Here is a 26,206-nt window from a genome sequence, read left to right on the forward strand (position 1 = left end):
TTAGAAACGGTAATTTCGTTTCAGGCAGGGGCAAGATGCAATTTTCAAAAATGCATGGTCTTGGCAACGACTTTATGGTGGTCGATGCTGTGACTCAAAATGTTTATTTTTCACCAGAGTTAATATGTCGATTAGCGAATCGCCATACTGGTGTTGGGTTTGATCAATTATTGGTAGTTGAAGCACCTTATGATCCTGAACTCGATTTCCATTATCGCATTTTTAATGCTGATGGAAGTGAGGTTGCACAGTGTGGTAATGGTGCTCGTTGCTTTGCTCGATTTGTGAGATTAAAAGGACTTACAAACAAAAGAGAGATAAAAGTCAGTACGCAGTCTGGCAGAATGACCTTGCATGTTATGGACAATGATGATGTGTGCGTCAATATGGGCGAGCCCGAATTTGAACCTCAAAAAGTCCCTTTCCGTGCACAAAAGGCAGAAAAGACCTATATTATCAGGGCAATGGAACGCACTGTGTTATGCGGTGTAGTTTCAATGGGAAATCCTCATTGCGTTATTCAGGTTGAAGACATTAAAACAGCAGAAGTTGAGTTGTTAGGGCCTGTGTTAGAGCAACATGAACGTTTTCCTGAACGTGCTAATATTGGTTTTATGCAAATCGTAGACAGAAGTAATCTTCATTTGCGGGTATTTGAACGTGGTGCAGGTGAAACAAATGCCTGTGGTAGCGGGGCTTGTGCAGCTGTCGCAATTGGTATTTCACAAGGCTTATTAGATAAACGTGTGAAAGTCACCTTACCGGGTGGATCATTGCTAATTGAATGGAAAGGAGAGGGTAACTCTCTTTATATGACTGGGCCTGCGACACATATTTATGATGGGATCATTCAGCTATAATATTATTTTTTGAGAGGCTATCTGTATGACGGATAAAAATGAGCAGTTCTGTTGCCCTGAAACCAACGAACTTAATGATCAACAAGTGATCCGTTATCTCAGGGAACATCCTGGTTTTTTTATCCGTAATGCAAGCTATATTGAGCAAATGCAAGTTCCTCATCCCGTCAGAGGAACCGTTTCTTTAGTCGAATGGATAATGTCACGCCAACGTAACCGCATCCATTATCTTGAAGAAGATATGCGTTTGTTGATAGAACAAGCCTCTGAAAATGAAGCACTGTTTAGCCAACTCTTATTATTAATTTCTGAACTATCCAACAGTGCTTCTCTTCACGAAATGCTAGAACGATTAAACCTTTGGGCTAAGGGATTAGGGCTTTATTCAGTTCAATTACGTCTATTTACCGATCGTTGGCAATTACAGCCACCTTTAGATGCACAAGATCTCCCATTATCTCGCCAAGCATTTGAACATTTTCGCATTCAACGTATGGGTGATGATAACCACTATTTAGGTCCATTAAATGGGCAAGAGATAATGCTATTGATGCCTAATGTACGACGCTCTGGTTCCGTTGCGCTTTCATTGTTAGGGCATTATGGGGATTTGGGCGTGATTATTTTTAATAGCCGAGATAACCAACATTTTCAGGAAGGGATGGGAACAGTCATGCTGGATAAGCTTGCCCATATTTTACCAGAATTGTTACTTCGTTGGATTGCAAGGCAATGAATCAACCAATAGATATTCCAGAAACACTCTCTACCGCTATTGAACAATTCCTGCGTTATATTCAAGTTGAACGCCGATTAAGCCCTGTCACAGTAGAAAATTATCATCGCCAACTGACTGCATTAGCGCAAATGATGGTGGCAATGAATATCTGCGAATGGAAATCACTGGAAAGCCAACATGTGCGCATGTTATTGGCGAAAAGTCACCGTAGTGGATTACAACCCACCAGCCTTGCTTTGCGCTTTTCGGCGTTACGTAGCTTTCTTGATTGGCAAGTGGCACAAGGAATGTTAGACGTTAATCCAGCAAAAGGCATTCGCACACCTAAATCCGGTCGTCACCTTCCTAAAAATATGGATGTCGATGAAGTTAGCCAATTAATGAATATTGACTTAAAAGATCCTCTTTCTGTTAGAGATAGAACCATGCTGGAAGTGATGTATGGTGCAGGATTACGTCTATCAGAATTGACTAACTTAAATATTAGCGATATTGACATGAATGAAGGTGAAGTTCGTGTATTAGGTAAAGGAAGTAAAGAGCGAAAAGTTCCGCTAGGAAGAAAAGCGCTAGAGTGGTTACAAAATTGGTTTCCGATGCGAGAGCTCTATGCCCCTGAGGATAAAGCTGTCTTTATCTCAACCCAAAGTGGTAAGCGTTTATCGGTACGTAGCGTGCAAAAACGTTTTGAACTTTGGGGTATTAAACAAGGACTAAGTAGCCATGTGAATCCTCATAAATTACGCCACTCGTTTGCCACTCATTTATTGGAATCCAGTGGTGATTTACGTGCTGTACAAGAGTTATTAGGGCACGCTAATTTAGCGACCACACAAGTTTATACCCACTTAGATTTTCAGCATTTAGCGAAAGTTTATGATGCTGCTCATCCGAGAGCTAAGAGAGAAAAATCATAATGCGCTTTTATAGAACTCTGACGCCAATTGCAGCGATGACTTTTGATTTAGATGACACGCTGTATGACAATGTGCCAGTAATGGATAAAACTGAAAAAGAGACGCTGGCCTTTATTCGTCAATATGATGAGCGTTTTAACCAATTCACAGAAAAAGATGTGAATGCCTATAAAAAGCCACTTCTAGAGAACAATCCTGATATTTTTCATGATATTACAAAATGGCGTTGGCTTGCGGCTAGAAATATGTTGTTAGATTATGGTTACAATGAAGCCAAAGCACAGCAAGGTGCTGATGAAATTATGGCGCACTTTGCTTATTGGCGTAGCCACATTAATGTGCCTAAAAATACTCATCAAGTCCTCACCGAATTGGCACAGAAAATCCCATTAATTGCGATCACAAATGGTAATGCAAACCCATTAAGTTGTGGTTTGGGACAGTATTTCTCACATATTTTAAAAGCCGGTCCCGATGGTCGCTCTAAGCCTTATCCTGATATGTTTGATAAAGCCTCCTCACTGTTAAATCTTCCACATGAGAAAATCCTACATGTGGGTGATCACCTTGTAACAGATGTTGAGGGTGCCGTTAATAGTGGATTACAAGCGTGCTGGATTAACCTTGATAACCGTAGCTTGTTTGAAGAAGGTGAAACCAGAGTAATGCCACATATTGAAATTACAGATTTAAGCAAACTGATAGAATTGGTTTAATGTGATGTTCGGTAAGAATGGCACAGATAAACGAGGCTAAAAAAGGCTTTATTTTGCATAGTGCGTAAATTCCTGTTAGTTTGTTGCTTACTCTCTATTTCTGTATATATCCACAGTATTTTTCTTCACTAAATGATTGGTAATTATGGACGTCTCATATCTGCTAGAAGGCCTTAACGATAAACAGCGCGAAGCTGTAGCCGCACCTCGTATTAATATGCTGGTGTTAGCTGGCGCAGGCAGTGGTAAAACACGGGTACTGGTACATCGTATCGCTTGGTTATTATCTGTTGAACAAGCTTCACCTTTTTCGATTATGGCAGTGACGTTTACCAATAAAGCCGCCGCAGAGATGCGCCATCGTATTGAAGACTTAATTGGTACAAGCCAAGGTGGCATGTGGATTGGTACTTTCCATAGCCTGGCTCATCGTTTATTGCGAGCGCATTATCTTGATGCGAATTTGCCACAAGACTTCCAAATTATTGACAGTGATGATCAATATCGCCTTATTCGTCGTATTGTTAAGTCAATGAATCTTGATGATAAACAGTGGCCTGCGCGTCAAGGTATGTGGTATATCAACGGTAAAAAAGATGAAGGTTTACGTCCTCAACATATTCAAACCTATGGCAATCCTGTTGAAACCACTTGGCTGAAAGTATACCAAGCTTATCAAGAAGCGTGCGATCGCGCAGGGCTTGTGGACTTTGCAGAGCTTTTATTACGTGCTCATGAACTTTGGTTAAACAAACCGCAAATTTTGGAGCACTACCAAAACCGTTTTACCAATATTTTAGTGGATGAGTTTCAAGATACTAACCGCATTCAATATGCGTGGATAAGAATGTTGGCAGGTCAATCTGGTAAAGTCATGATTGTGGGTGATGATGATCAATCCATCTATGGTTGGCGCGGTGCGCAAGTTGAGAATATTCAAAATTTCTTAAATGAATTTCCTGGTGCAGAAACCATTCGATTAGAGCAAAACTATCGTTCGACAAGCAATATTTTAAAAGCGGCGAATGCGTTAATTGCAAATAACAGTGACAGATTAGGTAAAAATCTGTGGACTGAGGGTGCCGAAGGTGAGCCTATCTCGCTTTATTGCGCCTTTAATGATTTGGATGAAGCCCGCTATGTGGTTGGGCGGATCAAGCGTTGGCAAGAAGAAGGCGGCGCGCTAACAGATTGCGCCATTCTTTATCGTAGTAATGCGCAATCTCGTGTGATGGAAGAGGCGTTATTACAAGCCGCAATGCCATACCGTATTTATGGTGGTCAACGATTTTTTGAACGCCAAGAAATCAAAGATGCACTTTCTTATATGCGATTAACAGCTAATCGCCATGATGATGCTTCTTTTGAGCGTGTTGTGAATACACCAACCCGAGGCATTGGTGATAGAACCTTAGATATTGTTCGTCAAGTGGCAAGAGATAACCAGATTACCTTATGGGAAAGTGCATTGCAGGTTATTGAGCATAAAATGCTGGCAGGGCGTGCAACCGCGGCCATTCAGCGGTTCTTAGAATTAATTGAGACGTTAGCTTCTGAAACGGCTGATATGCCACTACATGTGCAAACAGACCGAATTATTCGTGATTCAGGCTTAAAAGCGATGTATGAGCAAGAAAAAGGTGAAAAAGCTCAAGCTCGTATTGAAAACTTGGAAGAGTTGGTTACGGCAACTCGCCAATTTAGTTATCAAGATGAAGACGAAGATTTAATGCCACTGCAAGCGTTTCTTTCACATGCCGCATTAGAATCAGGCGAAAGCCAAGCTGATGCATATCAAGATGCCGTACAGTTAATGACACTTCACTCCGCTAAAGGGCTCGAGTTTTCACAAGTCTTTATTGTGGGTGTAGAAGAGGGTATGTTCCCAAGTCAAATGTCGTTGGATGAAGGTGGTCGCTTGGAAGAAGAGCGTCGCTTGGCGTATGTTGGCGTGACCCGAGCAATGAAAAAGTTAACGCTCACTTACGCTGAAAACCGCCGTTTATATGGAAAAGAAGTCAGTCATCGTCCTTCTCGTTTTATTGGTGAGTTACCGAAAGAGTGTGTCGAAGAAGTCCGTTTACGCGCAACAGTTTCACGCCCTGTTAATCATAGTCGTTTAGGGACTCCGATTATCAGCAATGATACGGGCTATTCACTTGGACAACGAGTGAAGCACCCTAAATTTGGTGACGGTACTATCATTAATATCGAAGGCAGTGGTGAACATTGCCGATTACAAATTGCCTTTAATGGTGAAGGTATTAAATGGCTGGTGGCAGCATTTGCTCGACTGGAATAAACCTCAATTAGAGTGAATTAGCATTACCTCAATATAAAAAAACACCCTTACTTATTTAATAGATTAAGCTGGGGTGTTTTTTTTAAGGGAAGTTCAAGTTGGTTACTTAATAATCTCGTTATCTATTCTTACTTAACGGGATTAATTGATGAAAATCTCTAGCGTATTTTTTCATGCCTACTCTTTTGTCGCACCTTGCACGCGAACGTCTTCTGTCTCTTTTTCTAGTAATGAATTGTTGATCGAAAATACTGAGGAAGTCCTTTGTGATACCTATTATCCTAGCGAACCTATCAATGAATTTGAAGAAGATCTCTATTGTAAATTGCTGAGGCATCAGCGTGATTTTGTTCCTCGAATCAATCTCTATCCTTGGATTGTGATTAACCGTATTCAAGTGATTAATAACTCAATATCAGCACTGTTTAGGCGCTCGTGTCGGTATGTGGAAGAGATAGCGAAGAATGCACATCTATTGAAGAATGCACATCTATTAAAGAAAAATCAGAAGAAAAAATGCTCTTCCGCTTTTACTCAAATTGGTAATTTAGCGGAAGAGTGAGTATGTACTAACTACGTCTTAAACGGCGTTGAGTATAGAGCGCATCAAGTGTAAAGAGGATCAGCGCAACCCAAATAAAGCCAAAGGTTACTAATCGTTCTGCATCAATTTGTTCGCCATATACCATTGTGGCAAGAATAAACATCAAGGTTGGACCAATATATTGGAAAAAGCCCAAGGTTGATAAACGCAGATGATGCGCCGCTTCTGTAAATAGCAATAATGGTACGGTTGTAATGATACCAGCTGCGATTAACAGGGTATTTAACGACCAACTGTTTTCAAGCATATTGCTCGTCGGTGAATGTGTGAAAAATAAGATATAAACTAATGCAACAGGGAATAGCCATAATGTTTCTACCAACATACCTGTTTGTGCATCGACACCCAATTTTTTGCGCAGTAAGCCATAAAGACCAAAAGTCACGGCGAGGCTTAATCCAATCACGGGGACTGAACCAAAGTGCCAGAGTTGAATAAATACACCAGTAAATGCTAACCCTACCGCGACCCATTGCATACGGCGGAAGCGCTCGCTCAAGAAAAGCATGCCAAACAGTACATTAACCAGTGGGTTAATAAAGTAACCAAGGCTGGCTTCTAGCATATAGCCGTGGTTAACCGCCCATATATAGGTAAGCCAGTTAGTTGCGATAATGACGGCAGTCAGTGCTAAAAGAAGAATTTTTTTAGGTTGACGTATTAATTGGCGCAAATAAGGCCAATGACGGCTGATAGTCATTAAAATCAACATAAAAAAGAACGACCATAAAATACGGTGCGTTAAGATCTCTTCTGCGGGCACTTCTTGAATGCTTTTAAAATAAACAGGGGCAATACCCCAGATCAAATAGGCGCCTAAGGCACATAAAACGCCTTTCATCGTGTTTTTCTGGCTCATGCTATCTCTGGAATTGATGGAAAGGAAAAGTGTGACGGGGTTATCATACCCAATGACATTATCTAATGTGTCATTAGGCATGTATTTTTACAAGTAATTAATATCAATCTAAGCATCATAGAGCGCAATGAATCTTAACAAAGGCTTAACCTACGATATAGGTTGCTGTCCCGCTCGCAATATGAACTTGTTTTTCATTATGTAATTCAACACGAGCAACAGACACTTTATTACCACTGCGTAAAATATGGCTACTTGCAGTAAAACATTCTCCACGTCCTGGTCTTAAATAATCAACACGTAAATCAATTGTGCCCATGTTAGCAAGTTTCTGTTCGAGTTGCTCTTGGGATATTGGTGCTAAACGTGTTAATGCGTTACCGACACAAACTAATCCCGCACTAACATCAAGTACAGAAGCAATAAGTCCGCCATGTAAGATACGTTGAGCAATATTACCAACAAGTTTATCTTGATACCGAAATTGAATTTCAGCGTAGTCTTGTTCAAAGCGAACTAGCTCTAAGCCGATTAATTGATTAAAGGGCATCTTATAAACAAAAACATGACCAATAAGTGCTTGAGCCTCTTCTAATGTTAACTGTTTTTCCATTTTTAGAACCCCTGACATCACGTTATTAAGTTAATACTATGTTAATAATACATGACAAAATCGTAATTGCACATTTGTGCTATAAATATAATGGTATAAAAATATACGAGATTTAATGGCGATTACGTGTAAAATATGGGCGCTAAAGTGTAATAAAGCACATATATAAGAACTAATTCTAAAGTAAGTACTAACTTTTTATATTATTCAATAATGAGACAGGATAATTAACTATGCGTTACATCCGTTCTTTACTCGCGGTGGCTTTATTCTATCCAGCATGGGGATTTGCATCCGAAATACCAGCATCATCATCTCCTGCACCGCTTGTTCAGGGCAGTATTATTTCTGGTTTATTACAAGAATACGATTCACCTTTTGTTCTTTATCCTTATGAATCCAATTATATTATTTATACGAAAACCTCTGATATGAATAAAGAGGCTATTCAAAGTTATGATTGGGGGAATAAGGCTAAAAAAGATGAGGTGAAATTTCAACTCAGTCTTGCCTTCCCTTTATGGCGCGGTATTGCAGGTGAAAACTCTGTTTTAGCAGCATCTTATACCCAACGCTCTTGGTGGCAATTAAGCAATAAGAAAGAATCTGCCCCTTTCCGTGAGACAAACTATGAACCTCAACTCTTTTTAGGTTGGGCAACAGACTATAAATTTGCGGGTTGGACACTACGTGAAATAGAAACGGGTTTTAACCACGAATCGAATGGGCGCTCTGATCCCACATCTCGTAGTTGGAACCGTGCTTATGCACGTTTTATGGCGCAAAAAGGCAATTTGCAGCTGGATTTAAAACCTTGGTATCGCTTTAGTGAAAGTGCTCAACGTGATGATAATCCAGAAATTAATCGCTATATGGGCTATTACCGTTTAAAAGCAGGCTATCGCTTAGGCGATAGTGTGATCACTGCGACAGGGCGTTATAACTGGAACAGTGGCTATGGGGCGGCTGAATTAGGCTGGAGCTACCCAATTACTAAGCATGTACGCTTTTATACCCAAGTATTTAGTGGTTATGGCGAATCAATGATTGATTATAATTTCCGTCAGACGCGGGTCGGTGTTGGCGTGATGCTTAATGATATGCTGTAATTTTCCCCGTTCTGGGTTAGCATAGCGCTATAAATGATGATGGCACCTTCACATTGGTGCCTTTTCTTTTACTCCTCATCATAGTTTTTATCAGCAGCTTTTCAGAGGAACGGCGTGTCCACAGCAGAAGTTCTTAATTCAATGCCATCAGCACAGGCTATTTTGCGAGAAACCTTTGGTTATCAGCAATTTCGCCCTGGTCAGCAAGAAATCATCCATACCATTACAACTGGGAGAGATTGTCTAGTTGTGATGCCGACAGGGGGTGGTAAATCCCTTTGTTATCAAATTCCCGCATTATTGCTTGATGGGCTGACTGTGGTTATTTCGCCACTCATCTCACTGATGAAAGATCAGGTTGATCAACTTTGCCTTCATGGTATTGAAGCTGCTTATTTAAATTCAACCCAAACGCGTGAAGAGCAGTTTGATGTTCAAATACGTTGTCAAAAGGGGGAAATAAAACTGCTGTATATTGCCCCTGAACGTTTAATGATGGAGAGTTTTCTTCATCAATTAGTGCAATGGAAACCTGCATTATTAGCGGTTGATGAAGCGCATTGTATTTCACAATGGGGTCATGATTTTCGTCCTGAATATCGCGGTATAGGATTATTAAGACAATATCTTCCTGATGTGCCGATTATTGCACTGACGGCAACGGCGGATAATACAACACGTTACGATATTATTAATCAGCTAGTGTTACGTGACCCTCTGATTCATATCAGCAGTTTCGATAGACCGAATATCCGCTACACTTTAGTAGAGAAATACAAACCGCTTGATCAACTTTGGCTATTTATTCGCGGTCAGAAAGGAAAATCTGGCATTATTTACTGTAACAGTCGCAGTAAAGTCGAAGAAACCGCCGAGCGCCTGAGTAAACGAGGATTAAGCATTGCGGGTTATCATGCAGGAATGGAAATAGCACAGCGTGCTAAAGTACAAGAAGCTTTCCAGCGAGATGATTTGCAAATTGTGGTTGCCACAGTTGCATTTGGTATGGGTATCAATAAACCCAATGTACGTTTTGTGGTTCACTTTGATATTCCTCGTAATATTGAATCCTATTACCAAGAAACAGGGCGTGCAGGGCGAGATGGATTGCCTGCTGAAGCGGTATTATTTTATGATCCTGCCGATATGGCGTGGTTGCGTCGTTGTTTAGATGAAAAGCCAGAAAGTGACCAAAAAGCGATTGAAATGCATAAGCTTAATGCGATGGGTGCATTCGCAGAAGCACAAACGTGCCGACGCTTAGTGTTACTTAATTACTTCGATGAACATCGACAAAATGCCTGCGGTAACTGTGATATTTGCCTTGATCCCCCTAAACAATATGATGGTTTAGTGGATGCCCAAAAAGCCTTATCCTGTATTTATCGCACAGGTCAGCACTTTGGTATCGGTTATATTGTTGAAATATTAAGAGGCGCGAATAATCAGCGTATTCGTGATTCTGGACACGATACATTACCTGTTTATGGTATTGGTAAAGCGCAAAGCCATGAACATTGGGTGAGTGTGATCCGCCAGCTTATTCATTTAGGTATGGTGACACAAAATATTGTCCATCGCTCTGCATTACAACTGACAGAGATGGCTAGACCAATCTTGCGTGGTGAAGTGCCATTACAATTAGCCGTACCTAGATTATTAAGCCCGACAAAAAGCCGTAATCAACAAATAAAAAATACCCATAGACAGTACGATAGAAAATTGTTTGCGAAACTACGTAAATTACGTAAGTCTATTGCTGATGAAGAAAACATTCCGCCATTTGTCGTTTTTAATGATGTCACATTAATAGAAATGGCAGAGCAATACCCCGTTTACCCTGATGAATTGTTATTAATAAACGGTGTTGGGCAACGAAAATTAGAACGATTTGGACCCGCGTTTATGACACTCATTCGTGACCATATTGAGGGCTTTGAATAACGCCAATAAGGAGAGCCAATGACAACCACCCTATTTAAATATTCGTGGTTATCTCGCGAAAAGCAGTTTTCTGCTTTTACGAACGGCGTCTTATTGGATTTTTGGAGCCAACGTGAAGAAGGTGAGTTTATTGGTGTTGATGGCGTCAAAATTCGTTATGTTCATTGGCGCTCACCATCGCACAATAAAGCACTGGTTATTGCTTCAGGTCGGAGTGAAAGCTATGTAAAGTATCCTGAAGTTGCGTTTGATTTCTTTCACTCAGGCTATGATGTTTTTCTTCTCGATCATCGAGGTCAAGGGCTTTCTGACCGACTTCTGGACGATACTCAAAAAGGGCATGTCGAAAAATTTAGTGATTATATTGATGATTTCTCAACTTTCGTCGATACGATTGTTTTGCCTTATCAATATAAACATTATTTTGCTTTAGCCCATTCAATGGGTGGCGCAATTTTAGCAGGCTATCTACTTCGACAGCCTGATGTGTTTAAAGCAGCAGCGCTATGTGCGCCGATGTTTGGCATTAAATTACCTATACCTCGCTGGGTGGCTAATTTTTTAGTTAACCGAGCAGAACAAAGTCAATCTGAAAGAAATAACTATGCGGTATCAACAGGTAAATGGTTTCCACTGCCATTTATCCTTAATGTGTTAACACATAGCCATGAGCGATATCGCCGGTATTTACGTTATTATGCTGATTTTCCAGAACTACGATTAGGCGGACCGACTTATCATTGGATGGGAGAAAGTCTAAAAATGGGAGATTGGTTAATTGAACATGCGGGAGAGATTAATACCCCTCTATTAGTGCTCGAAGCAGAGCATGATAAGGTGGTAGATAATCAAGAGCTAAGGGCTTTCTGTGAACGTTATAGTCAGTCCAGAACAAGAGAAGAAAAGCAAAAATTGCCACTGGTGATTGAGGGTGCGCATCATGAAATCTTGTTCGAAATAGATAAGCTACGCTCACAAGCATTAAATGAAATCTGTGAGTTTTATGATAAGCATTTATTTTAATCAGGAATGTGTATGTATTCGATAGTCGCTTCAGATCTTGATGGCACACTGTTATCACCTAATCATGTATTAACTCCCTATACGCAAGAAACCCTGCATCTACTTATTAATAAAGGCGTGCATTTTGTATTCGCAACAGGTCGTCATCATGTTGATGTTGCTCAAATTCGTGATGGATTAGGCATTAACGCTTATATGATAACCTCTAATGGTGCACGAGTGCATAACACTCATGGCGACCTTATTTTTAGCCAAGATCTTGAGCCTGAAATTGCTTATGACTTGTCTTTGTGTGTTTTTGATCACCCTGAAATTGAAACTAATATTTACGCTGGCGACTATTGGTATGTTAATAAAGAAATGCCAGGAGCTTGTGAGTTCTTTCGAGAATCGGATTTTAATTATGAGCTGTTTTGTAAAACAGGGTTTCCGACCACCAATGTCTGTAAGGTCTTCTTCACTTCTGATGATCATGAACTGTTGCTGACACTGGAAAGTGAAATTAATCAGCGCTGGGGTGATAAGGTCAATGTGAGTTTCTCACTGCGTAATTGCTTAGAGGTGATGGCGGGTGGTGTATCTAAAGGTGAAGCTCTCGAGAAAGTGGCTAAATTGATGCAACACACTGCCAAAGATGCAGTTGCGTTTGGTGATGGTATGAATGACAAAGAGATGCTACAGATAGCTGGTAAAGGTTGCATTATGGAAAATGCGCATCAGACATTAAAAGATTTACTCCCAAATATGGAAGTGATCGGAACTAATGCTGATGAAGCTGTGCCTCATTATTTACGTAAATTATACCAAGTGTGATCCTCCCTAAAAGAAAAGGCGAACAACGTGATATTGTTCGCCTTTTTTATATTCCAATGGAATAGATTAATTACAATCCACCGACTTCTCTTGGTGTTGCACGCATAGAGCTGCGGATTGTATTGCCCATCATATCCACTCTGGCTTGGAATGGTGGGAACGGTAATGGGATGCCATGCTCTGCAAAGGCTAAGAGAATATTTTGATGAATTTCATGTCTTGCTGGCATTCTGTGTCCCATCTCTGCGGCATAAACACGTAATTCAAAAATCTGAATACCTTGCTGTAAATCGACCAGATAAACCTCTGGTGCTGGGTTTTCTAAAATCATTGTAGAGCGTTTTGAGGCTTCTAATAACACATTTGTTACTTGCTCACTGTTACAGTCTGCTGGAGCAGGGATGGTCATTACGATACGAGTGACTGAATCTGAGAGTGACCAGTTAATAAATTGCTCTGTAATAAAAGCTTTGTTCGGTACGATAATTTCTTTTCTATCCCAGTCGGTTAAGGTAGTTGCCCGAGTGTTGATCTTAGAAATATTTCCAGTCAAATTCCGAATAGTGACGGTATCGCCAATACGGATTGGTTTTTCAAATAAGATCATCAAACCTGAAATGATGTTGGCAAAAATTTCTTGTAAGCCAAAACCTAATCCAACACCCATTGCCGCCACTAGCCACTGTAATTTTGACCACTCAATCCCTAATAAAGAGAAACCCACAATACTCCCAATTAAGGTGATGGTGTATTTGGTCATCGTGGTAATGGCGTAACCTGTACCCGGTGTTAAATCAAGGTGCTGTAAAATGGCCAACTCAAGTAAAGCAGGGAGATTTCGTACTAATTGGGTTGTAATAATAATGACAAGGATTGCCACTAAAATAGAACCCATCGTAATAGGTTGCACCGTGTTAACACCATTTACCGATGAGGTGACGTCCCAAAGTCGGATATTATCAACGAAAGAGAACGCGGTGTTTAATTCAGACCACAATAAGATCATCGAGACTAATGCAATCATCGTTAGAATAGAGCGAACTAAACCAATGGATTGCGCACTGATAGTATCAAGGTCTATTTCTTGAGCTTCAATTTCAAGCCCTACTGTGCTCTCACCACTGCTCCCAACAATCGTATTTTCATCTTCACCTTTTGCACGCTGAGCCAGAATTTCTGCACGCTTTTGTTTAGCTCGTTCAAAGGCTAATTTTCGGCGCTGAATAAGCATCCATCGCTGAATAATGTGGTAGATAATCAGTAGAGCAAACCAAATGGCGACAGACATTTCTAAACGACCGAGTAAGACAATCGATGTAGAAAGGTAACCTAAGACGGCGGCTAAACCTGCAATAACCGGAGCAAGCAGTAAGAACCACCATAAAATGGTATTGATAAGGTTATCGCCAGATCCATGTTTATCTAGATAAAGTGGGACGTGAGCTTTTTTAAGGCTAGAGGTAATAAAGCTTAGGGCGATACAGAGCAGTAAGAAACAGAAACGACCAACCGTTGGCGCAAATTCTCTATCGCTATAATATTCAAAGGTAACTAATGACATCATCAGCGGAACGATGACAAAAATAGAAAGCTGGTAAAAGCGCATCGCTTTTTTAACACGGCTCTCTTTCCATTTAAATTGAGCAATAAATAGACCGTTATGACGTGCAAAGGTTGCACTTATCATAAATAACCACAGCACAGGTGCTGCTGCTGTGACTCCATATCCAATCGCTCCCGCCATTGGATAACGCCATTCAACACTTTGTAAGCCATAACCTACAGCAGACCATAACAGAGGTAATGGCAACGCAATTAAAATAGACCAAAAAACCGTGCGTATCGTCAGTGAAAAGTGATCTTGTGTGACTTTACCAATACGGTTGCTGACTCTTTCAAGAAATGCGTTGTAGTGTTTTCGAGTGCGCAGACTAAAGCCCACAATAGATAAAGTGACAAATAGGAACAAAAAGGTATCTTGATTTTTAAGCATGCTGACAGCCGCATGACCTAATTGTGAAAAGGTATCTAGCGAAAGCAATCGAGTGATATCTTTGACTAATAAAACCGGATAATTAAATTTGATGGGGCTGATATCAGCAACCCAGAACATATAACGGTTTGTGGCGTCTTTTGTCTCTTTTAATGCATCCGCTAATTGTGTTGTCGCCACTTTTAGTTTTGTTAACTCAAGAATTTGAGAGTCATAACCGGATAACAACGAATTCAATAATTCATGACGTGCTTGGATAAGAGAATCAAAAATATATTGCTGAGCTTCAGGCAATTTAGAGCCATCTGCGGTTTCTGGCGGCTGGATCTTACTTAAGTTTTCCAGCATATCCTCATAGCCTAAACGCTCGACACGTAACTGAATAATATCTCTATCAAGTTCTTGTGAACGAGGCATTTCAGGTAAGCGGGAAAGCTGTGTTCTTAATGCTTCGCCTAATGCTGTTGAGCCACTTAACCACTGTGCTTGCTCTCGAATAGTGGTAAGCGTTTGGCGAACTTGTTGTGTCTGCTGGGTGGTAATGCGTTGTTTTTCTGATAACTCACTCATTTCCTGTGTTTGTTTATTCAGGATTTGAGAGAGTTCACGGTTAGTTTGGATCTGTTTTGTCAGAAACTCAGGGAGCTCACCACCTTTCTCCGCTAACATCTCTGTTTTTTCTAATGCCAGATCAGCCACTTCTTGGCGCTTTATATTTAATAAGCTACGCAATTGTTGTAGTTGCACATCAAGACGCTGATAGCGTTTTTTAAATAATTCTAAGCGAAGGCGAGCAATTTCTTGGCGGTTATTAGCCGAAAGTTGTGCCATTTCAAGCTCATTAACCATTGCTTTACGTGCGGTGACTTCAGCTTGTGTTAGCTTATTTTGTGCCTCTGTTAACGGTGTTGTTGACGCACTGGCAGCCGCGAGTCTTGCTGTTGCATCGCTGAGTAAACGGCGCGCTTCAGAAAGCTGTTGGGGTAATAAGTTTAAAGATTCGCTAATTTCTCGGCTTTTATCTTGCTCTTGTTGCTGAAGCCTTGCTTGTTCCATTAATTGGCTACTGATTTGAATAATTTTCTGTTCTAAATCAGGGATGCTAATTTTTTCTGGAATAGTAGGAACAGCATGGCTTTCTTCTAGAAGTTTAGTTCTTAGCTCTTGCGTGATTTGAGGGTAATCATCAATGGTTTTTTGATAATTATCTGCATTCGTTTGCGCTTTTTCACCATCATTAATCCAATTGATAGTGCCTTGTAGCGCCTGAACTGCCTCAATATCTTGAGGATTGGTACTTCCTTCAAGTTGTTTAATATCTTGACGTAATTTCTCTACATCCGCTGATATTGCAGATGTGCTTAACGAAAGCGTCAAAAAGAGCGAGAAGAAAAGACTGATTATCAGGCGCACAAAGGTTACTCCGAATTACGTGTTATTCACTGATGGCATTATTGTCATTACCAGCGACATTGATGATGGAACCCAATTGTTCCCCCATTAATGTAACGGAGCCATTCATAAGATCTTTATTCAGTTGAACGGTATTTTCTGGGAAAAGGTTGATGACCGTTGAGCCTAACTTAAATCGACCCATTTCTTCACCTTTTTTCAAGAATATCGCTCCTGCTTTATCCGCTTGAGGATATGTCCAACGTTTAATAATACCTTCACGAGGTGGCGTTACCATGCCACACCAAACCGTTTCAATACTACCAACAATTGTTGCACCAACTAGAATTTGTATCATTGGACCAAATTGAGTTTCAAAGAGGCAAATAATACGTTCATTACGTGCAAATAAGTTAGGGACATTAGCCGCTGTTAATGGATTAACAGAGAAGAGATCGCCTGGAACATAAATCATCTCTTTTAATAAACCATCACAAGGCATGTGAACGCGGTGGTAATCACGAGGTGAAAGATAAGTCGTAATAAACTGACCATTACGGAATTTATCTGCCAGCATAAAATTACCTGCAAGTAACGCTTCAAGGGTGTAATGATGTCCTTTGGCTTGCAGAATTTGATCGTCTTGAATAAGACCGAGTTGGCTTACTGCGCCATCAGCAGGCAATGCGAGTTGGTCATCACCTTCGATAATAGGACGAGCGCCGTCTTTTAATGCACGAATAAAGAAATCGTTGAATGAAGAATAAGCTTGGAACTGGCTATCTTTTGCTTCATTCATATCGACTTTATAGGCTTTAGCAAAGGCTTTGATCGCAAATTGGGTAATTACACCCGCTTTTTTGTTTGCAAACCAACCTGCTAGCTGTGTGAGCCATAATTTAGGCAATAAATACTGTAGTTTAATTTTTAGCTTGTCCAAAATGGCAACCTCTGGGATTGAACGATAAAAAATAGACAAAAGGGGTCTATTGTACCTACCCTTAATAGGGTTGTCAGTGAATCAATTATTAAGAGTCTAAATTAATGTTCTTACGAACTTTCACCTGACTCATACTTTCTAAAATACGATGGTAATTTTCAAAGCGCGTTTCTGAGATCTCACCGTTATTTACGGCTTCACTAATTAGGCAACCTGGATCGTCTAAGTGCTTACAATCGCGGAATTTACAACCACCAAGGTACGGTCTGAATTCAATAAACCCTTTTGTTACTTGCTCTGGCGTTAAGTGCCATAAACCAAATTCACGTACACCCGGAGAGTCAATGACATCTCCTCCTTGTGGGAAATGGTAAAGGCGTGATGCTGTTGTGGTATGCTGGCCTAAACCTGAGTTATCAGACACCTGATTAACTAGAATACTTTCTTCCATTGGTGGTAATAAGGTATTGAGTAAGCTTGATTTTCCGACCCCAGATTGCCCCGCAAAAATGGAGATACGGCCAATCAACTCTTGTGTCAATGCATCAAGACCTTCTTTGGTGTAGCTAGAGACTTCAAGAACACGATAACCAATATCTTTATAAGTTTGCATCCATTCACTGACAGTCTTACGGCTTTCCTCGTCTAACATATCGATTTTATTGAGTACAATCAGAGGCTCAACGTTTAAAGTCTCACATGCGACAAGGTAACGGTCGATAATATTTAAAGAAAGTTCAGGCAAAATAGCCGAAACGATAATAATTTGATCAATATTAGCAGCAATAGGCTTAATACCATCATAATAGTCAGGACGAGTAAGTACTGAAGTTCGTTCGTGTACAGCTTCTACAATACCATTTACGCGGACATTTTCTTGTGTTTGTAGCGCAGGACGCCAAACAACTTTATCACCCGTTACCAGTGATGAAATTGTGCGTCGAATATTGCATCGTGTAATAGTGCCGTCAGCAGCTTCGATATCTGCATGTTGACCAAAACGGCTGATCACTAAGCCTTCGGTCGCTTCGCCTAATTGCGTATCGTCTAATTCAACGTGGTTTTTTTTCTCTTTGCTCTGTAAACGCTTTTTATGATTTTCTTGTACTCGGCGTTGCTGGCCTTTAGATAATTTACGTTTTGTCACCGATCCTCACTTGTATTATTCGGTTAGATGTTCTTCTGTCGTGCTTATTGAGTAAACGCGCTATGATAAACGCTAAAATATCATGTCTCACACTTAGAAACAGCTAGGATATATTATGTCAAAAAGCGAGAACAATCTGATCTGGATAGATCTGGAAATGACAGGTCTTGATCCTGAATGTGACCGTATCATCGAAATTGCCACTATTGTGACAGATCCTCAACTTAATATTTTAGCCGAAGGCCCTGTAATTGCAGTACACCAATCTGATGAACAATTAAGTTTAATGGATGAATGGAATACACGTACCCATACTGGTAGTGGCTTAGTTGAGCGCGTAAAAAACAGTTCATATGATGACAATTCAGCACAAAAAGCGACAATTGAATTCCTAGAAAAATGGGTACCAAAAGGCGTATCACCTATCTGTGGTAATAGTGTGGGGCAAGATAGGCGTTTTCTATACCGTTACATGCCAGAGCTAGAGCAATATTTTCACTACCGTTATCTTGATGTGAGTACATTAAAAGAATTAGCACGTCGTTGGAAACCTGAAATTTTAGAAGGTTTTGAGAAAAAGAATACTCATCAGGCATTGGATGATATTCGTGAGTCCATTGCAGAGCTAGCTTATTATCGTAAAACCTTTATTAAAGAGTAAAAAGCGTACATTCATGATTGATATTGCATCATTGTGATGATTTTATCGGCATGTAATCAAAAAAACGTATTTTTTTGTTGATAAGGGCTTGCGGTTAAGCATTTTTCTCGTATAATGCGCTTCCCGTACCGATGAAGAATTTCGTTTGTACGGGTGTAAGAAAGACGCGGGAATAGCTCAGTTGGTAGAGCACAACCTTGCCAAGGTTGGGGTCGCGAGTTCGAGTCTCGTTTCCCGCTCCAATCTTTCTTAGACAGTTATGAGTAGTGTTATGCGACGCGGGAATAGCTCAGTTGGTAGAGCACAACCTTGCCAAGGTTGGGGTCGCGAGTTCGAGTCTCGTTTCCCGCTCCAAATCTTTCACTTATAATTGTCAAAACTTACCAATGCGGGAATAGCTCAGTTGGTAGAGCACAACCTTGCCAAGGTTGGGGTCGCGAGTTCGAGTCTCGTTTCCCGCTCCAAGTTTTTCTCTTCTAGTTTTATTCTTCTAATCAAAAATCAATACGTTATCCTAATAGTCTGCGGCTAAGTAGCGCTTTCATATCTCTTCTACCATCAGTAATAACGTAAATAATAATTTGCCGAAATTTATGAATACCTAAAGTTTGTAACTCATAAGGTACAGTTGCTTTATTCGCTAGTCTAAAATATAACCAAAAAATCTTTATTTTTTCTCTCGCTTTTTTAAATATCGACTACACTGTTTTAGGGTGCAGATTAGGGAATTTTACTTAATACTCGTAAAGAGAGTGTGTTGGATTATTGTTCAAAAAAGAAAATGTCATTAATACATGTAAGATCAAGCTATTTTTTTGTGATCTATCTTTGATCTTTGCTTGCATTTCTATTTTGACAGCACTAGAATGTGCGCTTTTCCTCATTTAGAGGGGAAATTAGAGGCAAGATCATTTTTTAGGTTTTAGGCCTTTATTCTGTTAAACATGCATTGAATAGTATTTTAGAAAAAGAAAAGGGTTTCTCAGGCTTTTCTTTAAAAAAATGTGATATATATTCTACTATTCTTAAAATCTTCCCAAATCGATTTATCCACAGTGAGATGCTAATAACCACCGCATCTAAGCACTATTTATTTTTTTACTGCACAGAGTTATCCACAAGCACGTATCCTTAAGTGATAAGGATATTATTCTCTTCAACAAATTGATTGGATTTTATATCTAATTGATAACTAAGTTTATTTTAATTTTTTTAAATTTTGAGTCTTAGTTCGCTTGAATTTTTTTTTCATGTTGATAGGCAAGGGATTTTTATTTTATTCACAGAGGAAATTAATGGTTATTCGTAATGCGTTTATCCTGTTAAAAATTAAGCGTCACGAGGTAAGCCTTTAGTTATCGCCCTTACTAAGCGTTTTTGTTGTGAAGTCTGTATTTTTACTTCTTTTTCATTTCTCTTCGCTGTCTGCTGTGCAATCGCCCAGTTTAAATGTTCATCTAAAACATCACTCAATCCAAAGCGTTCTTGCAAGGCAAGTATAATTTTATCTTGATAAGGTGCATTTCCTAACGCCACGCTAATATTTCTAAGCCAACGTAAATAACCAATACGACGGATCGGCGAACCTTCAGTGATACGCAAAAATTTATCTTCATTCCATTGAAAGAGATCGAGTAATTCTGGAGTATGAAGTGCTCTTCTTGGTGAAAAATCTTCTTCGTCAGTCAGTGATGAAAAACGATTCCAAGGACAGATAAGCTGGCAATCATCACAACCATAAATGCGATTACCCATTAGAGGGCGAAATTCTTCAGGAATAGCACCATCGAGTTCGATAGTGAGATAAGAAATACAGCGACGAGCATCAATAGTATAAGGTTCAATAATGGCACCTGTCGGACAGGTTGTCATACAGGCGACACATTTACCGCATTGCTCTTCAACTGGGCTATCAATAGGTAACGGCAAATCAATCAGTAGTTCACCAAGGAAAAACCAAGAGCCTGCTTGATTATTAATAACAAGTGAGTGTTTACCAACCCAGCCAAGTCCTGCCTTAACAGCTAATGGGCGTTCCATAATAGGGGCTGAATCAACGAAAGGACGAAAGTTGACTACCCCTTGATATTCAAATTGCTGACAATATTGTGAAATTTTTTCGCCGAGTTTTTTAAGACGCTGCCTTAATACTTTGTGATAATCCCGACCAAGCGCATAACGGCTGATATAGCCTTGTTCTGGGTTATTTAAGGTTCGTGCAAAAGCCGCATCCGTGGGGAGATAATTCATTCTGACACTGATAACGCGTAATGTACCCGGAACCAGTTCATGAGGTCTGGCTCGTGTCATTCCATACTTTTCCATCCATGCCATTTCACCATGATATTGCTTATCTAACCAAGCTTGCAGGCGAGGTTCTTCAAGTGATAAGTCAGTATCACATATCCCTATTTGTTGAAAACCTAGCTCAGAACCCCATAATTTAATGTTTTGAGCGAGAAGATTAAGATCGAGTGATGACATGAATAAACCGAATCAGTAGGTAAGAGGTGAGTCCTAAGAGCGCGCAGTGTATCATAGTGAGGCGGTAGGAAAAATCCTCGCAATAAATAGATTTATGGTATGGTTATTTGATAGTAATTTCGATAACTATTTGCCTTAAGAAAACATATAAAGCTTAGTATTTGATGTTCTCCAACGATCTCTCTTTATTAAGCCGTTATAACTTAACAATAGATTATATAAATATGAAAGAATGGGTTGTTACATTAGAAGATGAAGCGGCAACAGTTGAACTAGGGCGTACTGTTGCAATAGCGACGGATCATAGCGGATTGATCATTTATTTATATGGCGATCTTGGTGCTGGAAAAACAACCTTTAGCCGAGGCTTTTTACAAGCGCTTGGTCATCAAGGGCATGTTAAAAGCCCAACATATACATTAGTTGAGCCTTATATGCTTTCGCCAAATCCCGTTTATCATTTTGATCTCTATCGTTTAGCTTCCGCTGAAGAGCTGGAATTTATGGGAATACGCGACTATTTTGAACAAGATGCGTTATGTCTTGTTGAATGGCCATCTCAAGGCGAAGGCTTTTTACCTAACGCAGATTTAGAACTTCATTTAAGCTACGAAGATGAAGGTCGAAAAGCGCGTTTTGTTGCCCTTTCACCAAGAGGGAACACTGTTTTATCCCGTATTCAGTCTGCATAAAGGAATATTGATTATGTCGAGTCTCATCACTACTGTGAGTCAAAGTCAGCGCTATGTTGTTGCCTTTCTGTTGGTTGTTTTGTCTTTATTTTTTGTGCAAATAGCACAAGCCGCTACTGTGACAGAAGTAAAAGCAGAAAACGGTATTTCAGCAACAACCCTTACATTTACTTTTAGTGATGGGAAGCCTAGTTATCGATATTACTCATTAAAAAGTCCTGACCGTTTGGTGATGGACTTTAAACAGGGTACAAAAATCACGGGATTACCGGCAACATTAGGCAATGGGCAGTTAGTCCATAAAATTCGCTCAACGCAATCAAAAGATAGCCAATACCAAAGTATGGTCGTGGAGCTTGCTCAGCCTGTTGTGGTGACTGAAAGTTTGATGAATGTAAGTGGTGGCTATAAGTTAGTGCTTACTATCAAAGCTATGAATGCTCGACAAAATAGCAATGCCCAATCGACAGTAAGTGTTGTTGCGTTATCACCAACTGCAACTGCAACTGCAACTGCAACTGCAACTGCAACTGCAACTGCAACTGCAACTGCAACTGCAACTGCAACTGCAACAGCAACGACATCACATTCAAGTGCAAATACAAATCGGGAAATGGCGCCTTTAATGACTAAGCCAGTAACCGAGGTTACGCCTGTTGTTCCCATTGCAAAACCACGCACCACACCTTCAAAACCGCAAGCAGGCTCTCGCCAAATTATTATTGCGATAGATGCGGGTCATGGTGGGCAAGATCCCGGTGCGATTGGTCAGAAAGGTAATCGTGAAAAAGACGTAACGCTAAGTGTGGCAAGAAAGTTAGAAGCTCGCTTACGTAATGATCCTATGTTTAAGCCTGTTCTAACACGCAGCGGCGATTATTTTATCTCAGTTGCGGGGCGTTCTGAAGTCGCCCGTAAGCAAAGTGCAAATATGTTAGTGTCTATTCATGCAGACTCAGCACCCAATCGTAGTGCAAGAGGCGCTTCTGTATGGGTGCTTTCTAATCGTCGTGCAAACAGTGAATTAGGTAAGTGGCTTGAGCAAAGCGAGAAACAATCTGAATTACTCGGTGGTGCGGGTGATGCATTAGACGGGGCTGATCCTTATTTAAGCCAAACAGTACTCGATTTACAGTTTGGTAATTCACAGCGAGTGGGTTATGACGTTGCCGTTGCTGTATTGTCTGAACTAAGAAAAGTGGGTTCACTACATAAGAAAACACCAGAGCATGCAAGCTTAGGTGTTTTACGTTCACCCGATATCCCTTCAATTTTAGTTGAAACAGGCTTTATCAGTCATGCGTCAGAAGAGCAATTACTGATTTCTGATGCTTATCAAGAGAAACTTGCGGCATCTATTCACGCTGGTTTAAGAAATTATTTTCTGGCTCACCCTTTACAAAACGCGCCTAATTGATTGAGTAGAATGGAATAAAGGTAATGGCGATAAATTTATTACCTCCTCAGCTTGCAAACCAAATTGCCGCAGGGGAAGTTGTTGAAAGACCCGCCTCTGTTGTTAAAGAGTTGCTGGAAAATAGTTTAGACGCAGGCGCGACCTCAATTGATATTGATATCGATAAAGGTGGCGCCAAGCTAATTCGCATTCGTGATAATGGATGCGGTATCAATCGTGATGATTTGAAGTTAGCACTTGCTCGCCATGCAACTAGCAAAATATCAAGTCTTGATGATCTCGAAGCCATAATGAGTATGGGTTTTCGTGGAGAAGCATTAGCGAGCATTAGCTCAGTTTCTCGTTTAACGCTGACATCGCGTACTCAAGATCAAGAAGAGGCATGGCAAGCTTACGCCGAAGGCCGAGATATGGCTGTGACGGTTAAGCCTGCGGCTCATCCCGTAGGAAGTACGGTTGAAGTCCTTGATCTGTTTTATAACACGCCAGCAAGGCGTAAGTTTTTACGTACTGAAAAAACAGAGTTTGCACATATTGATGAAGTGGTGCGCCGCATTGCGTTATCGCGCTTTGATGTCTCCATCAATCTTACTCATAACGGTAAACGTGTTCGGCAATACCGTGCAGTGAAAGATGAAAGTCAGCAAAATCGCCGTTTGAGTGCGATTTGTGGTAATAATTTTGTCAACCAATCAATGCAGTTATCGTGGGAACATGGTGATTTAGCAATAAAAGGTTGGGTAGAACATCCTTTATCGCCTGTGCAAAGTAGTGAAATTCAGTATTGTTATGTGAATGGACGAATGATGCGTGATAGATTGATTAATCATGCTATTCGTCAAGCCTATGATGGGTATTTACAAGGAGAGCAGCAACCCTCTTACATCTTGTATTTAAGCGTTGATCCTCACCAAGTTGATGTTAACGTCCATCCTGCTAAACATGAAGTTCGCTTCCATGAGTCTCGTTTGGTTCATGATTTTATCTATCAAGGTGTGCTGAGTGTTTTACGACAAGCAACACAAGAGTCTTTATCACTCACTTCAGATGATGAAGAAGAACACGAAACAGCGTTAAACTTTCCTGAAAATCGTCAAGTTGCGGGTGAAAACGTATTTTCTCAGCCTTATCAAGCATCCGTAGCTCAAACTCCAAAAAATACATCATCATCACACCAATTCAGTGAACGAGAGCACAACAATAACTCACCTCAAAAGCAAGCCTCTCAATTTGGAGATCGTCGTCAGTTTGGTGAGAGCTATCAACGGACACAAGGCGCGCTTTATCAAAAAATGATGCAAGAAAGTATCTCTACATCAAAAGATAAAGAGAAAATACCACTATTTCCTGACCGTGCCCCATTGAATTTAGGTGAAATCGTTCATACAACTAATAATATCGAAGAAGATACTATTTCGGTGATGCCTCGTTCTGTCAATGCGAAAGATGGACGAACTGATTATACTTTTGGGCGAGTATTGGCAATTTATCAGCACAAATATGCGTTAATAGAATCTTCACAAGGTCTTGGGTTGTTATCATTGGAAGAAGCAGATTTTCTGTTAAAATGTGCGCAATTACTGCCTAAAGATGAAACATTGAAGCCACAACCTTTGCTAGTGCCTTTAAAGTTGGCATTGAGTAAAGAGGAGATTAGCGTATTCAATCAGTTTCAATCGCTAATCAGTCATTTCGGGATCGTTATCGAAATTTCTCACGGTAAAGCAACAATACATGCTGTGTCGTTACCTTTGCGCCAGCAAAATTTACCTGTGTTACTGACAGCATTATTAGCCTATTTGTCAGCAGAGCAATCTTGTACCGAGCAACAACTTGGACAGTGGTTTGCAAAACAATTAGGTGCAGAGCAAGCACAGTGGTCGCAAGCTCAAGCAGTAGGACTATTGGCTGATATTGAAAGACTTTGTCCGCAATATGTCAGACGGCCAGCAAAAAACTTATTACAATTAATAGAATTACAACCGGTGGTAGCGGCATTAAATAATGAGCGAAGTAAACACGCAAATAAAACCTAAAGCAATTTTCCTAATGGGGCCTACAGCGTCAGGTAAAACGGCATTAGCAATTGCACTAAGACAAAAGTTGCCTGTAGATATTATTAGTGTGGACTCTGCGCTTATCTATCGTGGTATGGATATTGGTACTGCAAAGCCAGATGCGACAGAGCAATCGCTTGCGCCACATCGATTAATTGATATTCTAGACCCCGCATTACCCTATTCCGCAGCTGATTTTCGACGTGATGCATTAAATGCCATGGAAGAAATTACCGCAGCTGGGCGAATTCCACTATTAGTGGGCGGGACTATGCTATATTTTAAAGCGTTACTTGAAGGTCTATCGCCTTTACCCAGTGCAAATCCTGATGTTCGTGCTGAAATAGAGAAAAAAGCAGCAGAACAAGGGTGGGAGGCAATACATAAAGAGTTAGCATTAGTTGATCCTGTTGCAGCACAACGGATCCATCCTAATGATCCTCAACGACTTTCTCGTGCACTAGAAGTTTACCTGATTTCAGGTAAGACAATGACAGAATTGACAAAAATATCAGGCGAGTCTTTGCCCTATGATGTTTATCAATTTGCGATTGCTCCGAAAGATAGAAATGTTCTTCACCAACGCATTGAAGCTCGTTTTAAACAGATGTTAACGTGTGGATTTGAAGATGAAGTAAAATCATTATATGAACGGGGCGATCTGCATGAAGATTTACCTTCTGTACGTTGTGTCGGTTATCGCCAGATGTGGTCATATTTATCTGGCGAAATAGATTATGATGAGATGGTTTATCGAGGGATCTGCGCTACCCGGCAATTAGCGAAGCGACAAATCACCTGGTTAAGAGGTTGGAATGACATTCACTGGCTTGATAGTGAAGATCCAAAACAATCTCTTGACACTGTTTTGCAGGTAGTTAGTGCATAGATGGTAGGTTTGTGTAAAATTGATAGTTGCCAAAG

At 40.4% G+C, this 26,206-nt stretch carries 21 protein-coding genes and 3 tRNA genes; 18 read left to right on the plus strand and 6 right to left on the minus strand.

Annotated features, from left to right (window positions below; genetic code table 11):
- Positions 1-35 precede the first annotated feature (35 nt).
- The 6 genes from dapF to ACNART_RS13485 all read left to right on the plus strand — a co-directional run bounded on the left by dapF (position 36) and on the right by ACNART_RS13485 (position 6,096).
- A complete protein-coding gene (dapF, locus tag ACNART_RS13460) occupies positions 36-860 on the plus strand; it encodes a diaminopimelate epimerase (protein WP_099076350.1) in 825 nt (274 codons plus the stop codon).
- 25 nt (positions 861-885) lie between these two features.
- The gene (locus ACNART_RS13465) at positions 886-1,596 is read left to right on the plus strand and encodes a DUF484 domain-containing protein (protein WP_198630244.1); all 711 of its coding nucleotides are present in this window, start codon (positions 886-888) and stop codon (positions 1,594-1,596) included.
- The gene (xerC, locus tag ACNART_RS13470) at positions 1,593-2,516 is read left to right on the plus strand and encodes a tyrosine recombinase XerC (RefSeq protein WP_368927642.1); all 924 of its coding nucleotides are present in this window, start codon (positions 1,593-1,595) and stop codon (positions 2,514-2,516) included. Before ACNART_RS13465 ends, xerC begins: the two co-directional genes overlap by 4 nt.
- Positions 2,516-3,232: a 5-amino-6-(5-phospho-D-ribitylamino)uracil phosphatase YigB gene (gene yigB, locus ACNART_RS13475; RefSeq protein WP_198620242.1), complete on the plus strand. Its 717-nt coding sequence runs from the start codon at positions 2,516-2,518 to the stop codon at positions 3,230-3,232. Before xerC ends, yigB begins: the two co-directional genes overlap by 1 nt.
- A gap of 145 nt (positions 3,233-3,377) precedes the next feature.
- Positions 3,378-5,534 carry a DNA helicase II gene (gene uvrD, locus ACNART_RS13480; protein ID WP_160229888.1) on the plus strand — a complete coding sequence of 719 codons (2,157 nt, stop codon included), beginning with the start codon at positions 3,378-3,380 and terminating at the stop codon, positions 5,532-5,534.
- 148 nt (positions 5,535-5,682) lie between these two features.
- A complete protein-coding gene (locus tag ACNART_RS13485) occupies positions 5,683-6,096 on the plus strand; it encodes a hypothetical protein (protein WP_368927640.1) in 414 nt (137 codons plus the stop codon).
- Between the two features lie 7 nt (positions 6,097-6,103).
- On the opposite strand, the gene rarD is transcribed toward ACNART_RS13485, so the two are convergent.
- Positions 6,104-6,997, minus strand: coding sequence for an EamA family transporter RarD (rarD, locus tag ACNART_RS13490; protein ID WP_099076355.1), 894 nt, complete (start codon positions 6,995-6,997; stop codon positions 6,104-6,106).
- A gap of 145 nt (positions 6,998-7,142) precedes the next feature.
- Complete coding sequence (locus ACNART_RS13495) at positions 7,143-7,610, minus strand: thioesterase family protein (RefSeq protein ID WP_109372720.1); 468 nt, start codon at positions 7,608-7,610, stop codon at positions 7,143-7,145.
- A gap of 233 nt (positions 7,611-7,843) precedes the next feature.
- On the opposite strand from ACNART_RS13495, the gene pldA reads away from it, so the two are divergent.
- The 4 genes from pldA (at position 7,844) to yigL (ending at position 12,499) form a co-directional block, all read left to right on the plus strand.
- Complete coding sequence (gene pldA, locus ACNART_RS13500) at positions 7,844-8,719, plus strand: phospholipase A (protein WP_109372719.1); 876 nt, start codon at positions 7,844-7,846, stop codon at positions 8,717-8,719.
- A 114-nt stretch (positions 8,720-8,833) separates the two neighbouring features.
- Positions 8,834-10,663 (plus strand): ATP-dependent DNA helicase RecQ, encoded by a 1,830-nt coding sequence (gene recQ / locus ACNART_RS13505; protein ID WP_416303619.1) that lies wholly within the window; start codon positions 8,834-8,836, stop codon positions 10,661-10,663.
- Between the two features lie 18 nt (positions 10,664-10,681).
- On the plus strand, positions 10,682-11,686 hold the full coding sequence (pldB, locus tag ACNART_RS13510; RefSeq protein WP_198620238.1) for a lysophospholipase L2: 1,005 nt from the start codon (positions 10,682-10,684) through the stop codon (positions 11,684-11,686).
- 12 nt (positions 11,687-11,698) lie between these two features.
- Positions 11,699-12,499: a sugar/pyridoxal phosphate phosphatase YigL gene (yigL, locus tag ACNART_RS13515; protein ID WP_109372716.1), complete on the plus strand. Its 801-nt coding sequence runs from the start codon at positions 11,699-11,701 to the stop codon at positions 12,497-12,499.
- A 70-nt stretch (positions 12,500-12,569) separates the two neighbouring features.
- Here yigL and mscM read toward each other — a convergent pair whose 3' ends face one another.
- From mscM to rsgA, 3 genes are all read right to left on the minus strand, one after another.
- Complete coding sequence (gene mscM, locus ACNART_RS13520; RefSeq protein ID WP_198620237.1) at positions 12,570-15,905, minus strand: miniconductance mechanosensitive channel MscM; 3,336 nt, start codon at positions 15,903-15,905, stop codon at positions 12,570-12,572.
- Positions 15,906-15,927: 22 nt separating this feature from the next.
- Positions 15,928-16,824 (minus strand): archaetidylserine decarboxylase, encoded by an 897-nt coding sequence (gene asd / locus ACNART_RS13525; RefSeq protein ID WP_151436684.1) that lies wholly within the window; start codon positions 16,822-16,824, stop codon positions 15,928-15,930.
- An 88-nt stretch (positions 16,825-16,912) separates the two neighbouring features.
- Positions 16,913-17,971 (minus strand): small ribosomal subunit biogenesis GTPase RsgA, encoded by a 1,059-nt coding sequence (gene rsgA, locus ACNART_RS13530; RefSeq protein ID WP_349443462.1) that lies wholly within the window; start codon positions 17,969-17,971, stop codon positions 16,913-16,915.
- Positions 17,972-18,086: 115 nt separating this feature from the next.
- On the opposite strand from rsgA, the gene orn reads away from it, so the two are divergent.
- The 4 genes from orn to ACNART_RS13550 all read left to right on the plus strand — a co-directional run bounded on the left by orn (position 18,087) and on the right by ACNART_RS13550 (position 19,096).
- Positions 18,087-18,632, plus strand: coding sequence for an oligoribonuclease (gene orn, locus ACNART_RS13535; RefSeq protein WP_109372712.1), 546 nt, complete (start codon positions 18,087-18,089; stop codon positions 18,630-18,632).
- A gap of 166 nt (positions 18,633-18,798) precedes the next feature.
- Positions 18,799-18,874 (plus strand) — tRNA-Gly (locus ACNART_RS13540).
- Positions 18,875-18,910: 36 nt separating this feature from the next.
- Positions 18,911-18,986: transfer RNA gene (locus tag ACNART_RS13545), tRNA-Gly, on the plus strand.
- A 34-nt stretch (positions 18,987-19,020) separates the two neighbouring features.
- A tRNA-Gly gene (locus tag ACNART_RS13550) sits at positions 19,021-19,096 on the plus strand.
- Between the two features lie 865 nt (positions 19,097-19,961).
- Here ACNART_RS13550 and queG read toward each other — a convergent pair.
- Entirely contained in the window at positions 19,962-21,116 is a 1,155-nt protein-coding gene (queG, locus tag ACNART_RS13555; RefSeq protein ID WP_368927633.1) for a tRNA epoxyqueuosine(34) reductase QueG, read from the minus strand.
- 224 nt (positions 21,117-21,340) lie between these two features.
- Here queG and tsaE point away from each other — a divergent pair, with 224 nt between their 5' ends.
- From tsaE to miaA, 4 genes are read left to right on the plus strand one after another with little or no spacing between them, the layout of a single operon-like run.
- Positions 21,341-21,808 (plus strand): tRNA (adenosine(37)-N6)-threonylcarbamoyltransferase complex ATPase subunit type 1 TsaE, encoded by a 468-nt coding sequence (gene tsaE / locus ACNART_RS13560; protein ID WP_198620234.1) that lies wholly within the window; start codon positions 21,341-21,343, stop codon positions 21,806-21,808.
- Positions 21,809-21,821: 13 nt separating this feature from the next.
- A complete protein-coding gene (locus ACNART_RS13565; RefSeq protein ID WP_416303620.1) occupies positions 21,822-23,225 on the plus strand; it encodes an N-acetylmuramoyl-L-alanine amidase in 1,404 nt (467 codons plus the stop codon).
- Between the two features lie 23 nt (positions 23,226-23,248).
- Positions 23,249-25,261, plus strand: coding sequence for a DNA mismatch repair endonuclease MutL (gene mutL, locus ACNART_RS13570; RefSeq protein WP_368927630.1), 2,013 nt, complete (start codon positions 23,249-23,251; stop codon positions 25,259-25,261).
- Positions 25,230-26,171 (plus strand): tRNA (adenosine(37)-N6)-dimethylallyltransferase MiaA, encoded by a 942-nt coding sequence (miaA, locus tag ACNART_RS13575; protein WP_196533568.1) that lies wholly within the window; start codon positions 25,230-25,232, stop codon positions 26,169-26,171. Before mutL ends, miaA begins: the two co-directional genes overlap by 32 nt.
- Positions 26,172-26,206: the final 35 nt, after the last annotated feature.

Origin of the sequence: Proteus sp. LHD240705 (assembly GCF_047921555.1) — a bacterium.
Lineage (GTDB): Bacteria > Pseudomonadota > Gammaproteobacteria > Enterobacterales > Enterobacteriaceae > Proteus.

What these genes read in the sequence shown, in the direction of transcription:
- rarD (WP_099076355.1), bottom strand. Translation starts at nt 6,997, where the DNA reads ATGAGCCAGAAAAACACGATGAAAGGCGTTTTATGTGCCTTAGGCGCC.
- ACNART_RS13465 (WP_198630244.1), top strand. Translation starts at nt 886, where the DNA reads ATGACGGATAAAAATGAGCAGTTCTGTTGCCCTGAAACCAACGAACTT.
- orn (WP_109372712.1), top strand. Translation starts at nt 18,087, where the DNA reads ATGTCAAAAAGCGAGAACAATCTGATCTGGATAGATCTGGAAATGACA.
- uvrD (WP_160229888.1), top strand. Translation starts at nt 3,378, where the DNA reads ATGGACGTCTCATATCTGCTAGAAGGCCTTAACGATAAACAGCGCGAA.
- pldB (WP_198620238.1), top strand. Translation starts at nt 10,682, where the DNA reads ATGACAACCACCCTATTTAAATATTCGTGGTTATCTCGCGAAAAGCAG.
- xerC (WP_368927642.1), top strand. Translation starts at nt 1,593, where the DNA reads ATGAATCAACCAATAGATATTCCAGAAACACTCTCTACCGCTATTGAA.
- dapF (WP_099076350.1), top strand. Translation starts at nt 36, where the DNA reads ATGCAATTTTCAAAAATGCATGGTCTTGGCAACGACTTTATGGTGGTC.
- mutL (WP_368927630.1), top strand. Translation starts at nt 23,249, where the DNA reads ATGGCGATAAATTTATTACCTCCTCAGCTTGCAAACCAAATTGCCGCA.
- ACNART_RS13485 (WP_368927640.1), top strand. Translation starts at nt 5,683, where the DNA reads ATGAAAATCTCTAGCGTATTTTTTCATGCCTACTCTTTTGTCGCACCT.
- pldA (WP_109372719.1), top strand. Translation starts at nt 7,844, where the DNA reads ATGCGTTACATCCGTTCTTTACTCGCGGTGGCTTTATTCTATCCAGCA.
- miaA (WP_196533568.1), top strand. Translation starts at nt 25,230, where the DNA reads ATGAGCGAAGTAAACACGCAAATAAAACCTAAAGCAATTTTCCTAATG.
- queG (WP_368927633.1), bottom strand. Translation starts at nt 21,116, where the DNA reads ATGTCATCACTCGATCTTAATCTTCTCGCTCAAAACATTAAATTATGG.
- ACNART_RS13565 (WP_416303620.1), top strand. Translation starts at nt 21,822, where the DNA reads ATGTCGAGTCTCATCACTACTGTGAGTCAAAGTCAGCGCTATGTTGTT.
- ACNART_RS13495 (WP_109372720.1), bottom strand. Translation starts at nt 7,610, where the DNA reads ATGGAAAAACAGTTAACATTAGAAGAGGCTCAAGCACTTATTGGTCAT.
- yigB (WP_198620242.1), top strand. Translation starts at nt 2,516, where the DNA reads ATGCGCTTTTATAGAACTCTGACGCCAATTGCAGCGATGACTTTTGAT.
- yigL (WP_109372716.1), top strand. Translation starts at nt 11,699, where the DNA reads ATGTATTCGATAGTCGCTTCAGATCTTGATGGCACACTGTTATCACCT.
- tsaE (WP_198620234.1), top strand. Translation starts at nt 21,341, where the DNA reads ATGAAAGAATGGGTTGTTACATTAGAAGATGAAGCGGCAACAGTTGAA.